The organism is Symbioplanes lichenis (assembly GCF_030709675.1).
Lineage (GTDB): Bacteria > Actinomycetota > Actinomycetes > Mycobacteriales > Micromonosporaceae > Actinoplanes > Actinoplanes lichenis.
Genome location: NZ_JAUZQD010000016.1, coordinates 74,343 through 90,331 on the forward strand (window position 1 = coordinate 74,343; position 15,989 = coordinate 90,331).

Annotated in this window: 15 protein-coding genes and 1 tRNA gene; 5 read left to right on the forward strand and 11 right to left on the reverse strand. The window is 70.3% G+C overall.

The genetic code is table 11. The features are described from left to right. Positions 1–40: 40 nt before the first annotated feature. Positions 41–487: a cupin domain-containing protein gene (locus tag RAN62_RS32815; protein ID WP_305788715.1), complete on the forward strand. Its 447-nt coding sequence runs from the start codon at positions 41–43 to the stop codon at positions 485–487. Between the two features lie 119 nt (positions 488–606). After that, positions 607–2,154 (forward strand): MFS transporter, encoded by a 1,548-nt coding sequence (locus tag RAN62_RS32820; RefSeq protein ID WP_305788716.1) that lies wholly within the window; start codon positions 607–609, stop codon positions 2,152–2,154. Here the strand turns inward: RAN62_RS32820 and RAN62_RS32825 are convergent. From RAN62_RS32825 to RAN62_RS32845, 5 genes are all read right to left on the reverse strand, one after another. Next, positions 2,138–3,061: an NADP-dependent oxidoreductase gene (locus RAN62_RS32825; protein ID WP_305788717.1), complete on the reverse strand. Its 924-nt coding sequence runs from the start codon at positions 3,059–3,061 to the stop codon at positions 2,138–2,140. The two genes, RAN62_RS32820 and RAN62_RS32825, sit on opposite strands and share 17 nt — an antisense overlap. Positions 3,062–3,200: 139 nt before the next feature. Further along, a complete protein-coding gene (locus RAN62_RS32830; protein ID WP_305788718.1) occupies positions 3,201–4,070 on the reverse strand; it encodes an alpha/beta fold hydrolase in 870 nt (289 codons plus the stop codon). 215 nt (positions 4,071–4,285) lie between these two features. Next, on the reverse strand, positions 4,286–5,308 hold the full coding sequence (locus RAN62_RS32835) for a zinc-dependent alcohol dehydrogenase family protein (protein ID WP_305788719.1): 1,023 nt from the start codon (positions 5,306–5,308) through the stop codon (positions 4,286–4,288). Positions 5,309–5,316: 8 nt separating this feature from the next. Beyond that, positions 5,317–5,886, reverse strand: coding sequence for a carboxymuconolactone decarboxylase family protein (locus RAN62_RS32840; RefSeq protein WP_305788720.1), 570 nt, complete (start codon positions 5,884–5,886; stop codon positions 5,317–5,319). Further along, complete coding sequence (locus tag RAN62_RS32845) at positions 5,883–6,287, reverse strand: (R)-mandelonitrile lyase (RefSeq protein WP_305788721.1); 405 nt, start codon at positions 6,285–6,287, stop codon at positions 5,883–5,885. The genes RAN62_RS32840 and RAN62_RS32845 overlap by 4 nt, the downstream gene beginning before the upstream one ends. Before the next feature lie 274 nt (positions 6,288–6,561). Between RAN62_RS32845 and RAN62_RS32850 the strand changes: the two genes are divergently transcribed. Both RAN62_RS32850 and RAN62_RS32855 read left to right on the forward strand, forming a co-directional pair. Next, positions 6,562–7,614 (forward strand): hypothetical protein, encoded by a 1,053-nt coding sequence (locus tag RAN62_RS32850; protein WP_305788722.1) that lies wholly within the window; start codon positions 6,562–6,564, stop codon positions 7,612–7,614. A gap of 5 nt (positions 7,615–7,619) precedes the next feature. Then, positions 7,620–8,036 carry a type II toxin-antitoxin system VapC family toxin gene (locus RAN62_RS32855; RefSeq protein ID WP_305788723.1) on the forward strand — a complete coding sequence of 139 codons (417 nt, stop codon included), beginning with the start codon at positions 7,620–7,622 and terminating at the stop codon, positions 8,034–8,036. A gap of 799 nt (positions 8,037–8,835) precedes the next feature. On the opposite strand, the gene RAN62_RS32860 is transcribed toward RAN62_RS32855, so the two are convergent. Continuing rightward, positions 8,836–8,908, reverse strand: a tRNA-Asn gene (locus RAN62_RS32860). Positions 8,909–9,251: 343 nt separating this feature from the next. Here RAN62_RS32860 and RAN62_RS32865 point away from each other — a divergent pair. Continuing rightward, a complete protein-coding gene (locus tag RAN62_RS32865; RefSeq protein ID WP_305788724.1) occupies positions 9,252–9,569 on the forward strand; it encodes a hypothetical protein in 318 nt (105 codons plus the stop codon). 152 nt (positions 9,570–9,721) lie between these two features. Here the strand turns inward: RAN62_RS32865 and RAN62_RS32870 are convergent, their stop codons facing one another. The 5 genes from RAN62_RS32870 to RAN62_RS32890 all read right to left on the reverse strand — a co-directional run bounded on the left by RAN62_RS32870 (position 9,722) and on the right by RAN62_RS32890 (position 15,984). Next, positions 9,722–10,648: an NADP-dependent oxidoreductase gene (locus RAN62_RS32870; protein ID WP_305788725.1), complete on the reverse strand. Its 927-nt coding sequence runs from the start codon at positions 10,646–10,648 to the stop codon at positions 9,722–9,724. Between the two features lie 313 nt (positions 10,649–10,961). Then, positions 10,962–11,969: a sugar phosphate isomerase/epimerase family protein gene (locus tag RAN62_RS32875; protein ID WP_305788726.1), complete on the reverse strand. Its 1,008-nt coding sequence runs from the start codon at positions 11,967–11,969 to the stop codon at positions 10,962–10,964. Positions 11,970–12,106: 137 nt separating this feature from the next. Beyond that, positions 12,107–13,171, reverse strand: coding sequence for a hypothetical protein (locus RAN62_RS32880; RefSeq protein ID WP_305788727.1), 1,065 nt, complete (start codon positions 13,169–13,171; stop codon positions 12,107–12,109). A gap of 580 nt (positions 13,172–13,751) precedes the next feature. Next, entirely contained in the window at positions 13,752–14,915 is a 1,164-nt protein-coding gene (locus RAN62_RS32885; RefSeq protein ID WP_305788728.1) for a Gfo/Idh/MocA family protein, read from the reverse strand. A 25-nt stretch (positions 14,916–14,940) separates the two neighbouring features. Then, positions 14,941–15,984, reverse strand: coding sequence for a substrate-binding domain-containing protein (locus RAN62_RS32890; RefSeq protein WP_305788729.1), 1,044 nt, complete (start codon positions 15,982–15,984; stop codon positions 14,941–14,943). Positions 15,985–15,989: the final 5 nt, after the last annotated feature.

The window sequence follows — 15,989 nt, forward strand, 5'->3', positions numbered from 1 at the left end:
ATCGAGCGCGGCAAATCCGTCTATCCCGTGTGGAGGAACAGTGTCAGTCAAGCTTCACGCCCGTCGCGCCGGAGTCGTCGCCGTGGCGGTGACCGCCGGCCTGCTCGCCGCCGGTGGCGCGGCGCGGGCCACCCCGGCCGGTCCCGGCGTCGCGGGGACGATCATCTGGGAGAAGACGGTCGCGAACACGCACTACGTCTTTCGGGAGATCACCATCCCGGCGGGTCAGGCGACCGGCTGGCACTACCACGACGGCACCCTCTACGGGTACGTCAAGCAGGGCACGCTGAGCCACTTCGACTCCACCTGCGAGTCCGACGGCGTCTACCCCGCGCACCACACCATCCAGGAGCCCAGCGGCGCCGACCACGTGCACATCGGCATGAACAAGGGCACGGTCCCGGTGATCTTGGACGTCCTCTACGTGCTGCCCGCCGGCGCCCCGCTGTCCGAGGACGCGCCGAACCCGGGCTGTGACTTCCAGTAACCCGCAGCGGTCACCGAGCCGGGCCGGGCGTCGGCGCGAGAATTGGACCGGGCGCAGGTATACCTGTAGCGTGCAGCCGTGTCTGGAGACGCCGTCGGCCTGCGCGAATACAGGAAGCCGTGACCACTTCTCCCGTCGCTTCCCGGCCCCGGCTCGTCCTGGCCGTGCTCGCCGCCTCGGGCATCGTCGTGTCGATCATGCAGACGATCGTCGTGCCGCTGCTGCCGTCGCTGCCCCGCCTGACGAACAGCGCCCCCGGCGACGTCGGCTGGCTGGTCACCGTGACGCTGCTGACCGGCGCGGTGTTCACCCCGCTGCTCGGGCGGGCCGGCGACATGTACGGAAAACGCCGCGTACTCCTGTCGGTCATGGCTTTGCTGGTTGTGGGCTCCGTCCTGTGTGGAGCCAGCTCGCATCTGGTGGTGCTCATCGTCGGCCGGGCCCTGCAGGGCGCCGCGCTGGCCGTGGTGCCGCTGGGCATGAGCATCCTGCGCGACGAGCTGCCCCGCGAGAAGGTGCTGTCCTCCACCGCGATCATGAGCTCGACCCTGGGCGTCGGCGCCGCGTTCGGCATCCCGGTCGCCGCCGCCGTCGTGCACTACGTCGACTGGCACGTCATGTTCTGGGTCTCCGCGTTGCTCAGCCTGGTCTTCGCCGTTCTGATCCGCCTCTTCGTCCCCGAGTCGCCGGTCCGCTCGCCCGGCCGCTTCGACATCCCCGGCGCCCTGGGCCTCACCGCGATCCTGACCGGCCTGCTCATCGCCGTGTCCAAGGGCGCGACGTGGGGCTGGACCGCCCCGCGCACCTGGGGCCTGTTCGCCGCGGCCGTGCTCCTGACGCCGCTGTGGGGCTGGTTCGAGTCACGCACCACGCAACCGCTCGTCGACCTGCGCACCTCGGCCCGGCCCGCGGTCCTGTTCACCAACCTGGCCAGCCTGCTCGTCGGCTTCGCGTTCTACGCCAACTCCCTGAGCACCGCCCAGCTCGTGCAAGAACCCACATCCACCGGGTACGGCCTCGGCCTGTCCGTGGTGGCCAGCGGCCTGTGCCTCATCCCGGGCGGCCTCGCCATGGCCCTGCTCTCCCCGGTGTCCGGCTGGATCTCCGCCCGCCGTGGCCCCCGCTTCACGCTGCTGCTGGCCGGCGTCGTGATCGCCGCCGGTTACCTCTTCCGCGTCTTCACCAGTGAGGCCCTGTGGAGCATCGTCGCCGGCGCCCTCTTCGTCGGCGCGGGCACCGCCCTGGCGTACTCCGCGCTGCCCAGCCTCATCATGACGTCGGTCCCCGTCGACGAGACGGCGGCGGCCAACGGCATCAACACGCTCATGCGCTCGATCGGCACGGCCGTCTGCAGCGCCGTCGTCGCCACGATCCTGGCCAACCTGACCATGAGCGTTCCGGGCGGCACCGCCTCGACCCTGCACGCGTACCAGGTCATCTTCGCCGCCGCCGGACTCGCCGCGCTCGCCTCGTTCGTGGTGGCCCTGTTCATCCCCCGGCGGCAGGCCCCCGGCGGGTTCTCCGCGTCGACGATCCGCAGCAAAGCCGGCCCGGCCGCGACCGGGGCACCCATCTCCGCACCACCGCGGCGGGCGGCCATGGCGTCGCGGATCGGCTGGTACGCGGGGTTTGGCACGCCCCGCTCGGTGCTCATGCCACCTGGATGACGACCTTGCCCGCGGGGTGACCGTTCTCGACGGCGGCGAGGGCGGCCGGAGCGTCGGAGAGCGGGTGGACCGCGGTGATCACGGGGGTGAGGACCCCGTCGAGGGCCAGCCGGGCGGTCCGCTCCAGGTTCTCACGATCGAGGCGACGGTCGACGGAGCGCCCGCCGATGCCGGCCACCGACATGTCACTCACGGCGATGACGTTGCGGGGATCCTTGGCCAGCGGGGCAACCGTCCGCAGCGCGGCGCCCCCGACCGTGTCGACGATCCCGTCGAAGCCGTCCGGAACCAGCTCGCGGGCCGCGCCGACGACGTCCCCGGCGGTGTAGTCGATGAACCGCACCCCGGCGGCCTCGGCGAGCTCGCGTTTGGCGCTGCTCCCGGTGCCGGCCACCCGCAGCCCGCGCCCGGCGGCCAGCTGGGCGACGAGGAGCCCGACCCCGCCCCCGACCCCGTTGACCAGAACCGTGGCCCCGGCCGGCAGGCCGAGCTGGTCGAGCGCGTCCACCGCGGTCGTCCCGGCCACCGGCAGCGTCGCCGCCACGGTCGCGGACAGGCCCGCCGGGATGCGAGCGGTGTGCGCCGCGGACAGCACCGTCGTCTCCGCGTAGGTGCCGCCACCGGTGAGCGCGAAGCCGAAGACCGGGTCGCCCACCTCGAGCCCGTCGACGCCCTCGCCCAGGGCGAGAACGGTTCCCGCCGCCTCCATGCCCAGGACGCGGGGGAACGGACGCCCGCTGTCGAGCCCGGGCAGCAGGGCCGAGCGCATGACGTGGTCCATCGGGTTCACGCCGGCGACGTCGACCCGGATCAGCACCTCGCCGGGACCGGGAACCGGGTCGGGACGATCGAAGAACTCCTGCACCTCAGGCCCGCCGAACCTGCCGAAACCCCACGCCTGGCCCATCTTCTACCGCCTCCGGTGCGACCGGCCCGGTCGTTCCGGGCCCTGCCGCCATCCTCACCTCTCACACCGGCGTGAAGGGCAACCGACTGAGGCGCGGATCACGTTGGCGTACCGCGGGTGAGCTTCCCGGCCGTCCGCGTCACAGCACGGTGACGAGTTCGTCGAGCATGCGGCCGAAGGCGCCGACCGCGATCGACAGGTGGCCCTCCCCCTGCTCCAGGTGAGCGGTCACCCCCGGGATGTGGGCGGCGAGCCACCGGCCATGGGCGTACGGCACCATCAGGTCCTCGCTGCCCTGCCACACGAAGACCGGCGCCGTGATCTCGGCCAGGTCGAAACCCCAGTCCCTGGTGAAGGCCAGGTCGTCGTCGAGCCACCCGTCGACGCCCGCACTCAGCGCCTCCGTGAAGTTGGCCGCCAGATCCACGCCGAACTCGTCGGTCAGCACGGCGCGGTCCACGGGCGGCAGCAGACTCGACATCCCCGCGATCAGACCGTCCGCGTCAGCGCCGCGCATCCCTTCAGCTTCCTTCTCCAGGTACGGCCGAAGCTCCTGCTCGCCCCGCGCCGCCGCACCGAACTCCGCGATGTTGTCCTCTCCCATGCCGGCGAGGAAGTCCAGCCCGGCGCCCTCGTACGGGGCGGCTCCGGCGATCACCAGCACACCCGCGACCCGCTCCGGCAGCCGCGCGGCCGTCGCGAGGGCATGCGGACCGCCCCCGGACCAGCCCGCGACCAGGCAGCGCGAGACACCGAGATGGTCGAGCACGTCTTGCACGTCCGCCGCCACATCCACCACCGCCCGCCCCGGAGCGCGGGTGGAGGCGCCGTAGCCCGCCCGGGAGAACGTCACGAACCGCAGCCCCCGTTCGTGAGCCGCCCGCTCCATGTAGCGGAAGGGCCGGGCCGCCCCCGGCGTACCGTGCTGAAACACCAGCGGCACGCCGTCCACCGGGCCGGTCACCACCACGTCGAGCCGCCGCCCGTCCCGTACGGAAATCGTCGTCATGCTCGAATCCTCTCGTGGATCTCCGTGCCCCGCAGCGTCGTCTCGCCGACGGGCACGGCCGTGCATGCCTCTCGATAGCTGCCAGAGGCAGCATTCGCAGCCGGCCGCACCGTCACCATGCCCACCGCCTGCACGAAGCGATCTCCCGCCATCAGGAAATCCGCTGGTCAAGCCGCACCACCGACCGCGAGCGGCCGCCCTGCGGTGACAGGGTTTCAGACGGTGAGCAGGGTCTTGATCGCGCGGCGCTCGTCCATCGCGCGGTAGCCCTCGGCGGCCTGCTCAAGGGGCAGCGTCAGGTCGAACACCTGGCCGGGGTCGATGGCGCGGCTGCCGATCAGCTCCATCAGGTGCGGCAGGAAACGGCGTACGGGGGCCGGACCGCCGTGCAGGTGCACCAGCGAGAAGAACATCTCCATACCCGGCAGGCTCACGTCGTGCGTGACACCCACATAGCCGACGTGCCCACCGGCGCGGGTCGAACGGATCGCCTGCATCATCGACTCCTGCGTGCCGACCGCCTCGATCACCGAGTGCGCGCCCAGCCCGCCGGTCATCTCCTTGATCGCCGCGATACCCGCGTCGCCGCGCTCGGCCACGATGTCGGTCGCCCCGAACTCCAAGGCGAGCTTCTGCCGCGACTCGTGCCGGCTCATCGCGATGATCCGCTCCGCGCCCAACTGCTTCGCCGCCAGCACACCCAACAAACCCACCGCGCCGTCACCGACGACGGCGACGGTCTTGCCCGGACCCGCCTCGGCGGCCACCGCGGCGAACCAGCCCGTACCCAGCACGTCCGAGGCCGCCAGATAGCTCGGGATCAGATCCGCGTCGGGAAGCGAGGGCGTGCCGACCAGCGTGCCGTCCGCGAGAGGCACACGCAGGTACTCCGCCTGCGAACCCAGCGCCCCCATCGGCACCCGGTGCACACAACCCGACTGATAGCCCGCCCGGCAGATCTCACACGTGTTGTCGCTCGCCCAGAACGAGCCGACCACGAACTGACCCTTACGTACGGACGTGACCTCGCTGCCGACCTCCTCGACGACGCCCACGTACTCGTGACCCATGGCCATCGCGTGCTCGACCGGCTGAATTCCCCGGTACGGCCACAGGTCCGACCCGCACACGCACGTCGCCGACAGTTTGATGATGGCGTCGGTGGGCGCCTCGATCCGCGGGTCGTTCCGGTCTTCCACCCGGACGTCGCCGGGGGCGTACATGACTGCTCCACGCATGTTGTCTCCTAGGATTTCGCGGCCCGCTCGGCCACCACGGCCAGCAGCTCTCGCAGCTGCGCCTCGGTGAAGCCGACGTTGCGGGCGATGCTCAGGTGCGATTGCAGCTGCGACTCGACGCCGTCCAGGCTCGCCAGGGCGCCGACGGTGGCGAGTTCGCGGGTGGGCCAGTCGAGGTTGTCGCGGCCGAAGATGTCGCCGAACAGGTGGCCCTTGAGGAACTCGTCGATCGCCGGGGCGAAGTCGAACAGCGGCCCGGTCACCGGCCCGCCGGTCAGCTTCGCCTGATTCGCGGCGCCCAGCTCGTGCCGGTCGGCGGGAAGCGGGCCCGGCTCAGCCCCGGCCGGGTCGTCGAATCCGCGCGCCCGTCGCTCGTCGAGCAGCGCCATGAACGTACCCAGGGCATTGAGGCTGCGCGGGAACCCGGCATAGGCGTACAGCTGGACCAGAATCTCTTTGACCTCGTTGACCGTGAGACCGGCGTCGAGGCCCTCGGCCAGCGCCTCGCGCAGCTCGGACAGCCGCCCGGTGGCGGTGAAGGCGCCGATCAACGCCGCCGCATGCTGCCGCGGGGTCACTTGTTCGCCCGCTCGTACGCTTCGGCGGTCACCGGCTCGAGCCAGGTGGTCGGATCCTCGCCGTCGGGCTTCGCCTCCAGCATCGCCAGATGGCTCATGAAGGTCTCAGCCGCGGCGCCGTGCCAGTGCTCCTCGTCCGGCGGGCACACCACGGTCTCGCCGGCGTGGATCCGCACCACGTTGCCGTCGCGCGTGCCGACCAGGCCGACGCCCTCGGTGACGTGCAACGTCTGCCCGACGGCGTGCGAGTGCCAGTTGGTCCGCGCGCCCGGCGTGAACCGCACGAGCGCCACCGTCATCCGCGAGGGCCCGGAACCGCTGTAGATCGGCGTCATGTACACGTCGCCGGTGAACGCCTGCGCGGGCGTCTTCACGGTCGGACGGACAGGGAGAAGTTCCATGCGACCAGCTAACTCCGCTGCGGCTGCCGCAGGAAGTTTCTGCTGGTGCGTGTACTGCCAGAGCACCCCTTGGCCTCATGGCATGAGGTCAAGGGCGAAGTCCAGGTGACCCGCACCTGCTCATCGAGAGTCGCGCCCGCGTGGCCGCCAAGTCTTACCGAGGCGTGCAGTAAAGCGTGGACGCAGGCGGCTCAGGGAGCACTCGACCCGGGATCCGACAACGTCGGCCGGTACGCGAAAGGGCCACCGAAGTGGGCCCTGACCTGGGTTGAATGTGATCGCCGAACACATCGTGGCCGAGATCGCCGGCGCCGAAGCGAACGAACTACCCGAACCAGGTGTCTTCACTGAGGGCACCAACGCCGTCGGGGAGTCGTTGCTCGTACGGGGTCTAATGAACGACCGGCCCAATGCGGCGCTGTTGGAATTGTTACGTAGGGCAGACGACACACACGTCGGCGCCGCCGACCGGGGGGATTACTTCATCGCGGCCGCCAACCTCGCCCCGCAGCTGTCCGTTGCGGATCGTGGAAAGCATTTCGCGACGGCGATCCGCGGCGCCTCGGCCCCTCAGCCGTCGCTTCCCGACAAGTGGGAGCAGGGTTTCGCTCACCGGCTCGGCGGCATGCGAGTAACCCGCGCTGACATGGACAGCCGCGAGCGGGCGCTCTTCCTCGCGGCTTGTCTGGCCAGCGACGACGAGCAATGGGCGGCAGTGCGCACCCAGGCCTACGAGCTGCTCGTCGACAGCGGCGAGTCGGGTTACTGGATCAGGCAAGCGCTCCAGCGGTTGGGCGACGCAATGCGTGAGGACGTCGGCTGTCTACTGACCCAGGGGTGGGCGTTGAGGTCGTCGCCGCGATTCTCTGGGCCAAACACGAGACACCCGTCCAGGCCGGGATGCGGCTTGCGACCGATCCCGACGTCAGGGTCCGAAGGACGCTGGCCGAGGCGCTCAAGGATGCAGGCCCGGATGAAGTACAGCAAACCGCGCACAATCGTCTCGCTCAGGATCCGAATTACAGCGTGCGAAGCATGCTGGTCCAACGGGGGTGAACGACGATTGCTCGCGTCTTACAGACTGTCTTACACTCGAAGCATGGCTGACACCGTCACGATCCGCACTGATACGGACACCGAACACGCGCTGGACGTATTGACCCGGGACGGCACCAATCGCTCGGAAGCCATCCGGCAGGCCCTGCTGGAGGCCGCCCTCCGCCGGGAGCGCCTCGCCGAGATGAAGCGCGCCTTCCTGCGCCAGCCCATGGCGGCGCCGGACGGGACCAACCTGGCCGACGACATCGCCCGCGAGCGCGAAGGCTGAAGCCAGTGATCTACCTGGATTCAGCGGCCGCGGTCAAGCTCGTCCATACCGAAGCCGACTCGGCCGCACTGCGCGATTTCCTTGACGAGCGTTCGACGACCGAGTGGGTCAGCTCGAGCCTCGTGGAGATCGAGACCTACCGAGCGCTGGCCCGGGCCACCGGACCCGCCGACATGCCCGCGGTCATCAACCGCTTCCACGCGCTGCTCGACCTCATCGTACGCGTTGAGATCGACTCCGGGATCCGCATCCTCGCCCAGACCGTCACTCCGGCCTCCGTACGCAGCCTCGACGCCATCCACCTGGCCACCGGACTACGCCTGCGCGATCAGCAACGACTGACCTCGTTCGTGACCTACGACAAACGGCTCGCCGAGGCGGCGTCGGTGGCTGGCCTCACCGTGGACATGCCCACCGGCTGAATGTCCGGGCAACCCCCGTCGACGGTGGCTGAAGCGCCGCCTGACCATCGGCAGTGGACGCGGGAGCCACCGGCGATGGAGCCGGTCACAGGGAGACGATCAGGTGTCGGCCCACTTCACGCGCTCGAGCCCGCTCGCCGGCTTGGCAGCCGAGCACGCGACGCCGCAGAGAACCCGCCCGGATCGAGGAAGTCGAGGAGTCGAGGAGTCCGCGGGCCGACGCACCTGACGGCCTGCCACCTATCTGTCGGTCGTGGCGTGGCATGGCGTGGAGAAGGCTGACGTGCGTGCCGTATCGGCCCTCGGCGGCACCGCCCTCGTGTAGGGCGATTTCATCGCCGTTCTGGGTGCTTAGGCCGGCTCCCGGACGATGAGGCGGGCGAAGGCCAGTTCGATCCGGCGGCATCGATGCCGAGCACTCGGCGCGCGGCGATCCGGCCGTGCCCCTCCGCGTCGGCGCGCACCGCCGTCAGCGCCGGACTGAACAGCACGCCGTGCTCGGTGTCGTCGCAGGCGAAGCGCAACTTCAAGCGCGTCGGTGGCGGATTTCGGCGAGTGACATGATCAATCGGTTCAGAGCAGCTTCACCTTGTCAGAACACGATCGAACGCAGCCCCGATGCAGCGAAGGGCCAAGGTTGCCGCAACTCGCGTAGTTCTGTCGTGGCGCACCGCCACCCGGAGCAGATGATCAAGCCTTGAGTACGAGTTACGGCCGGCAGGACCTCACGAACCGATAACCATGCGACGTGGTGGTACGCGAAAGGGCCCACCGAAGTGGGCCCTGACCTGGGTGAAAGCTCCCCCGATTGGACTCGAACCAATAACCTGCCGGTTAACAGCCGGCTGCTCTGCCAATTGAGCTACAGGGGATCGACCAGCGCCCCGGCGTCCCGCTCTCACAGGTCGTCGTGGCGACGGAAGAAACGATACATGACCACCGGGCAGTCGCGCTCGGGGGTACCCCTCCCCTCGGAGCGTCGTCCCGGACAGACGGGTCGTGAGCGGACATATCGCCACGCCCGGCGTGCTCCCTCCGTACCGGCGGATGGGGCTTGAACCGCAGGCCAGGGGCCGGATGACACACCCGGGCGAGTCGTGAGTCGGACGAAACGCAGGTCACGGGAATGAGCTGGCGGCAGGATGGGTATGCAGCGTCACCGTAGGCGAAACGAAGACGAAGACGCACGTGCGTCGACGAACGGAAGGAGCCGCCATGCGCGGAAAGCTCATGTTCATCACGGGTCTCGCGGCGGGCTTCGTCCTGGGCAGCCGTGCCGGCCGGGAGAAGTACGAGGAGATCGCGGCCAACGCCAAGAAGGTGTGGGAGCACCCGACGGTCCAGGAGGCCGCCGGCGTCGCCCAGGCGCAGGCCAACAAGCTCTACTCCGAGGGCAAGGACAAGCTCAACCAGTCCAAGATCGGTGAGAAGCTGCAGTCGGCCAGCAGCTCGTCCTCCTCGACCGGCTCCAGCACCACCAGCACCACGGACCTGCCGGCGACGAGCTCGACCAGCACCGGCGGCACGTACTGACGCACGCCATCCGTTCGTGGCCCGGCTCCCGCTGAGGGACCGGGCCACGCGGCATTTCCGACCGTCAGCACCGCCGGGCCCCGCGGTTTTCCGACCGTCAGCACCGCCGGGCCTGCGGTTTCAGACCGCCATCACCGCCGAGCCCGCGGTTTTCAGACCGTCAGCACCAGCTTGCCGCGGAGATGGCCCGCCTCGAGCAGCCGGTGCGCGTCGGCGACGCGCCCGAACGGGAACGTCTCCTGTACGTGGACCCGCAGCTTGCCCTCCTCGACCAGGCCGGCCAGGTGCCGCAGGCCCACCGGGTCGGGGTCGACCGCGATGCCGCTGAAGCGCATGCCCGCGCCCTCGAACCGGGCGATGAGCCGCTCGTCGTCCTCGGCGACCGCCGTCACCAGATGCCCGCCCGGCCGGAGCACCTCGAGCGACCGCTCGGCCGTGTCGCCGCCGATCGTGTCGAGCACCAGGTCGATCCCGCTCGTCGCCCGGGCGAAGTCGGTAGCGGTGTAGTCGATCACCTCGTCCGCCCCGAGTCCCTCGACGAAGGCGCGCTTGCCCGGACCGGCGGTCGTGATCACGTACGCGCCGCGGGCCTTGGCGATCTGAACCGCGACATGACCGACCCCGCCGCCCCCGCCGTGCACCAGCACCCGATCGCCCGCACCCACCTCACCGAGGTCGACCAGCCCCTGCCACGCGGTGAGCCCGACGCTCGGCAGCGCCGCGGCCTCCACGTGCGAGAGCGCGGCGGGCTTGCGGGCCAGGTGCAGGGCCGGGGCCGCGACCATTTCCGCGTACGCGCCGGCCGCCCGAGGAAACAGCGGCATCCCGAAAACCTCGTCGCCGGGCCGGAACCGCCACGTATGCGCGGCCTCGACAACGCCACTGACATCCCAGCCGAGAATGAACGGCGGCGGCCCGAGCAACGGAAACTCGCCGCCCCGCAACCGGGCCTCCAACGGCATCAACCCGATCGCCCGTACCCGGACGAGAACCTCGGTCGGAAGCGCGTGGGGCTCCGGCACGTCCACGACGGCGAGCACCTCGGGGCCCCCGTACGTCTGCTGGGTGATGGCTCGCATGACTCTCCTGCCGTTCCAAGTGGGAGAACCCAGGCTAGGAAAGCGGCAGGAACCGGAAGGTAACCATCGAGTCCGCGCGGTGGCGCCCGATCTCGGTGACAGATCCGAGGTCAGCACCGACGCACGCACCTCGAGCGGCCCCCGAGGACGAGCCGTCGACCGAGCCGATCCCGGCGCGGCGGCGGCAGCCCGGAGCCAGCTCGGAGCCCGCCCTCCCAGGGGGAGCCCCCGCTGGAAATTCTGCCGGAAAGCACAACAAGACGCGGGCTGCCCTGTGGACAACCCGCGCCTGTGGACAACCGTCAGGAGACCGTCAGGACGAGGACGAGAAGGCGGCGTCGAAAGCGGCCGTCGGGGCGTCGAAGGCCAAACTCCGCACGAACTGCAGCGCGGCCGGCGCTCCGACCAGCCGGTCCATCCCGGCGTCCTCCCACTCGATCGACAGCGGCCCGTCGTAGCCGATGGCGTTCAGGGCTCGGAAGCAGTCCTCCCACGGGACGTCGCCGTGGCCGGTGGAGACGAAGTCCCAGCCCCGGCGGAGGTCGGCCCAGGGCAGGTGGGAGGCCATGCGACCGCGGCGGCCGTCGCCGGTGCGGACCTTGGCGTCCTTGCAGTCGACGTGGTAGATGCGGTCCTGGAACTCGAGGATGAAGTTGACCGGGTCGAGGTCCTGCCAGACGAAGTGGGACGGGTCCCAGTTGAGGCCGAAGGCGGGGCGGTGGCCGATGGCGTCCAGGGTGCGGCGGGTGGTCCAGTAGTCGTACGCGATCTCGCTGGGGTGCACCTCGTGGGCGAAGCGGACGCCGACCTCGTCGAAGACGTCGAGGATGGGGTTCCAGCGGTCGGCGAAGTCCTGGTAGCCGCGCTCGATCATGGCGGGCGGGACCGGCGGGAACATGGCGACCGTGTGCCAGATGGACGAGCCGGTGAAGCCGACGACCGTCTTGACGCCGAGGCGCGCCGCTGCCCGGGCGGTGTCCTTCATGCGTTCGGCCGCGCGTGATCGCACGCCTTCCGCGGAACCGTCGCCCCAGATCGCGGCGGGCAGGATGTCCTGGTGGCGCTCGTCGATGGGGTGGTCGCAGACCGCCTGGCCGACGAGGTGGTTGGAGATCGCGAAGACCTTCAAATTGTGCTTCTCGAGGGTCGCGCGCTTGCGGTCGACATAGTCGTCCTCGGCGAGCGCGCGGTCGACCTCGAAGTGGTCACCCCAGCAGGCGATCTCGAGGCCGTCGTAGCCCCACTCCGACGCGAGCCGGCAGACCTCCTCGAAGGGCAGGTCGGCCCACTGGCCGGTGAAGAGCGTGATGGGTCGAGCCATGTCATCTCCCTTGATCGAACGCACGACGATCGAATGCACGACAAGGGTTCCGGGGCCGGCGCGAGGGAGACCGGCGATCATTGCGACGAGCACGAGCCGAGCCGGGTTTGCGCCCCCGGCCGGGCCCACCACCGACTCTAGGACCGTGCGGCAGCGTCAACAAGGGGCGGCGACAGACCGAGATCGCCGAGCTCGCCCAGACCCTCGGGCGCGATGTCGAGATATTCGGTGACCGGCCGGCCGTGCATGAGCTGCCGCAGCGCCGCGCGGCAGATCTCGGTGGTCGCCTTCAGCTCCGGGGGCAGAGACGATTGCCACGGTACGCGGTGGAGCACCCGCCACGGCCCCGGCGGCACGTCGGTGAGCGCCTGCGCCAGGTCCTCCACATAGCCGTCGTCGGGTGTGGTCACGGGGTGCGGGAAGTCGACGTAGTGCCGCAAGGCCTCCGCCGCGGCGGCCGGATTGTCGGCTTGCAGGGCGGTGGACACCTGCACGTGGATGACGGAGACGCCGGCGCCGGCCAGCCGGTCGAGGTAGGCGACCGGGTTCTCCCAGGTGCAGGCCAGAGCGGCGAGGTCGAGGCTGACCCCGAGCCGGTCCTTGTCGAGCCGGGAGAAGGCGGCCGCCACCGAGCCGGAGCCGTCGAGCACGTGGCCGGGGGCGGGCTGGAAGCCGACCCGGACCGCGCGGCCGGTCTGCCAGGCCACCTCGGCGAGCCCGCCGGAGAGCCGGCCCAGGATGCGGGAGCAGGCCTTCTCCTTGGCCTCGTCCCAGCCGTCGCGCCGGCCCAGGCCGTTGGTGATGACCGCGCCCCGCTCGGCCTCGGCGGGCAGCAGGTCGACGAGGATCCGCGCCAGGTCGAGGGTGTATTCCAGCCGGGCCGGGCTGCTCCAGTCGGCCAGGCCGGACCCCTCGTCGCCGCCCTCGGAGTAGGGCACTCCGCTCAGCGTGAAGACCTCGAGCCCGCGGGCGTCGAGCTCGGCACGCAGCCGGGTGCGGGAGCGCGCATCGATCGCGAGGGCGGCGGCGAGGGTGGGGGGCAGCCAGAGGCTCACCCCGAGGGTGCCCACGTCGAGGCGGGCGCGGACGGCGGCGGCATAGGCGTCGAGCTGCTCGACGACGGCCGGGAGGTCCCGGGCGGGCCGCAGGTCGGTGCCGTGACTCAGATGGACGACCCGGTCCGAGTGGTGGCGCAGACGCATCAGAATCCCTCCTGGAGCGGGGCGTCACCGAGGCATATGCACGTGCATCGGTTCGTGCTGCGTCCAGTATGGACCATTTGGCCGCGGGTCACCGCTGCCGTCGTGGCGGGCCGACGGAATGCCATGACGCCTCCATCCGTGGGTTGGCTGCCCTCTCCTACGAGCCTCAACCGTCCGCCGGATCAGCGGGCGTACTGGCCGTGCGACGTCCTGACCTGCGCGAGGATGATCTCAAGGTGCGAATTACATTCATGTAAGCCGATGGTCGCACGCATCGTGAGCAGGGCCGAAGTGGACCGGAGCACCCGGACGAGGGAGATACCGGAGAGCGTTCTCTGTGCGCCAAATGCACATTGGGACACGCACCGGACAGTCACACGTGCAGACCACCGGGTGCATCTGCACACCGCAAATGCCGCGCGGACGGCGAAAGGCCGCCACCGGAAGCGGACGGCAAAGGCCGCTCCCCGCCCGCCCGGAACCCGGGGGCAGGCGCGGAACGGCCCGTCCCGTCGCGGCTGTGACCCGGAGCGCAACCGGATCACCCTCGCCCCGCGACACGACGCCGGGGAAAAACGATTCAGACGCCGGCCAGCGACACCTCCACCGGCACCCAGGCCGACGTCGCCGCCGACCGCTCCACCGCGTCGAGCACCAGCTGCACCTGCAGGGCGTCCGCGAAGGACGGCGCCGGATCCGTGCCCGTGGCGATCGCCTCCAGCAGATCGCGGACCTCGTGGGTGAAGCTGTGCTCGTACCCGATCAGGTGACCCGCGGGCCACCACGCCGACATGTACGGATGGTCCGGCTCGGTGACGAGGATCCGCGTGAAGCCCTGCTCGTCGGTGGGCAGCGTGGCGTCGTAGAACTCCAGCTCGTTCATCCGCTCGAAGTCGAAGGCCACCGACCCGAGCGACCCGTTGAGCTCGACCCGCAGGCCGTTCTTGCGACCCGTGGCGAAGCGCGTGGCCTCGTACGTGGCGACCGCTCCCCCGTCGAGCCGGGCCAGGAAGAGGGCGGCGTCGTCCACGGTGACCTCTCCGACATCGGAGCCGTTGAGCTCGCCGGCCGGAAGGGGGCGCGACCGGACGAACGTCTCGGTGAGCGCGCTGACCCCGGCGATGAGCTGCCCGGTGACGAACTGCGTGAGATCGACGATGTGCGCCCCGATGTCACCGAGCGCCCCCGACCCGGCGACGTCCTTGCGCAGCCGCCAGACCAGGGGGAACTCCGGGTCCACGATCCAGTCCTGGAGATAGACCGCCCGGACGTGGCGCACGGTCCCGATGCGGCCGTCGGCGACGAGCTTGCGCATGAGCGCGACGGCCGGCACGCGGCGGTAGTTGAAGGCGCACATCGACCGTACGCCCCGGGACTGCGCCGTCGCGGCGGCCGCGGCCATCTCGCGGGCCTCGGCCACCGAGTTGGCGAGCGGCTTCTCGCACAGCACGTGCTTGCCGGCGGCGAGCGCGGCGCAGGCTATCTCCGCGTGCGTGTCGCCGGGGGTGCACACGTCGATCAGGTCGATGTCGTCGCGCGTGACGACCTCGCGCCAGTCGGTGGCGTGCGACTCCCAGCCGAGCTTGCCGGCCGCGGCCGCGACCCGTGCCTCGTCGCGGCCGCAGACCACCGACATCCGCGCCGACAGCGGGAGGTCGAACGCGCGGTTGACGGTGCGCCACGCCTGTGAGTGCGCGGCGCCCATGAACGCGTGACCGACCATGCCGACCCGCAGCTGCCCCATCGTGAACTCCCGTTCGGTGAAGACGTCAGAAACCGAGCTTGGCGTACTGGTCCGCGTTCTCCTTGGTGATCGTCTCGGAGGCGAGGGTGATCTCCTTGGGCACCTGCAGCTCGACCAGGTCCGACATGCCCTTGCCCTGGCCGATCAGCCGGGCCAGCGAGATGGCGGACGACGCCATCGACGGGCTGTAGGTGACCGTCGCCTTGAGCACGCTGTTGTCGGCCTTGATCGCGTCGATCGCGGCCTTGGAGCCCGCGCCGCCGACCATCAGGAACTCCTTGCGGTTGGCCTGATTGACCGCGGCGAGCACGCCGATGCCTTGGTCGTCGTCGTGGTTCCAGAGCGCGTCGATCTTGGGCAGGGCCTGGAAGAGCTCGGTCGCCGCGCGCTGACCGGTGTCCGCCGTGAACTCGGCCGGGCGCCGGTTGGCGACCTTGAACCCGTACACCCCGAGGGCCTCGCGGAAACCGGCCGAGCGGTCCTGGGTCAGCTCGAGCGAGTCGATGCCGGGGATCTCCCCGATGATCGGGTTGCTGATCCCCTTGGCCTGCATCTGCGCCCCGATGTAGGCGCCGGCGGCCAGGCCCATGCCGAAGTTGTCGCCCTTGATCTGCAGCCGGTACGCGCCGCGATCCGGGAAGGCGCGGTCCAGATTGATCACCGGGATGCCCGCCCGCATCGCCTCGAGCCCGGCGGCGTTCAGCTCCTTGCCGTCGTGCGGCAGCATCACGATGACATTGGGCTTCTGCCCGATCAGGGTGGAGATCGCGGCGCGCTGGGCGGCCGCGTCGGCGCCGGCCTCGACGCTGCGGAATTCCACGTCCTGGTACGCCTGGGCCTGCGCCTTCGCGTTGTTGGTGATCGCCGCGAGCCAGCCGTGGTCGGCGGCCGGCGCGGAGAAGCCGATGATCACCTTGTCGCCGGGGGCGGCGTTCTCGTTGCCGGCGCTCTGGTTGGTGTTGATCTGGGTGTTCTCGGTCGGGGTGTTGCTCGTGCACGCGGTGAGCACGGCACCGGCGCCGACGGCGGCGCTGCCGAAGAGGATGCGACGGCGGGACAGAGCGGTCATCGTTT

What these genes read in the sequence shown, in the direction of transcription:
- RAN62_RS32885 (WP_305788728.1), bottom strand. Translation starts at nt 14,915, where the DNA reads ATGGGGCAGCTGCGGGTCGGCATGGTCGGTCACGCGTTCATGGGCGCC.
- RAN62_RS32830 (WP_305788718.1), bottom strand. Translation starts at nt 4,070, where the DNA reads ATGACGACGATTTCCGTACGGGACGGGCGGCGGCTCGACGTGGTGGTG.
- RAN62_RS32865 (WP_305788724.1), top strand. Translation starts at nt 9,252, where the DNA reads ATGCGCGGAAAGCTCATGTTCATCACGGGTCTCGCGGCGGGCTTCGTC.
- RAN62_RS32835 (WP_305788719.1), bottom strand. Translation starts at nt 5,308, where the DNA reads ATGCGTGGAGCAGTCATGTACGCCCCCGGCGACGTCCGGGTGGAAGAC.
- RAN62_RS32880 (WP_305788727.1), bottom strand. Translation starts at nt 13,171, where the DNA reads ATGCGTCTGCGCCACCACTCGGACCGGGTCGTCCATCTGAGTCACGGC.
- RAN62_RS32870 (WP_305788725.1), bottom strand. Translation starts at nt 10,648, where the DNA reads ATGCGAGCCATCACCCAGCAGACGTACGGGGGCCCCGAGGTGCTCGCC.
- RAN62_RS32825 (WP_305788717.1), bottom strand. Translation starts at nt 3,061, where the DNA reads ATGGGCCAGGCGTGGGGTTTCGGCAGGTTCGGCGGGCCTGAGGTGCAG.
- RAN62_RS32875 (WP_305788726.1), bottom strand. Translation starts at nt 11,969, where the DNA reads ATGGCTCGACCCATCACGCTCTTCACCGGCCAGTGGGCCGACCTGCCC.
- RAN62_RS32845 (WP_305788721.1), bottom strand. Translation starts at nt 6,287, where the DNA reads ATGGAACTTCTCCCTGTCCGTCCGACCGTGAAGACGCCCGCGCAGGCG.
- RAN62_RS32890 (WP_305788729.1), bottom strand. Translation starts at nt 15,984, where the DNA reads ATGACCGCTCTGTCCCGCCGTCGCATCCTCTTCGGCAGCGCCGCCGTC.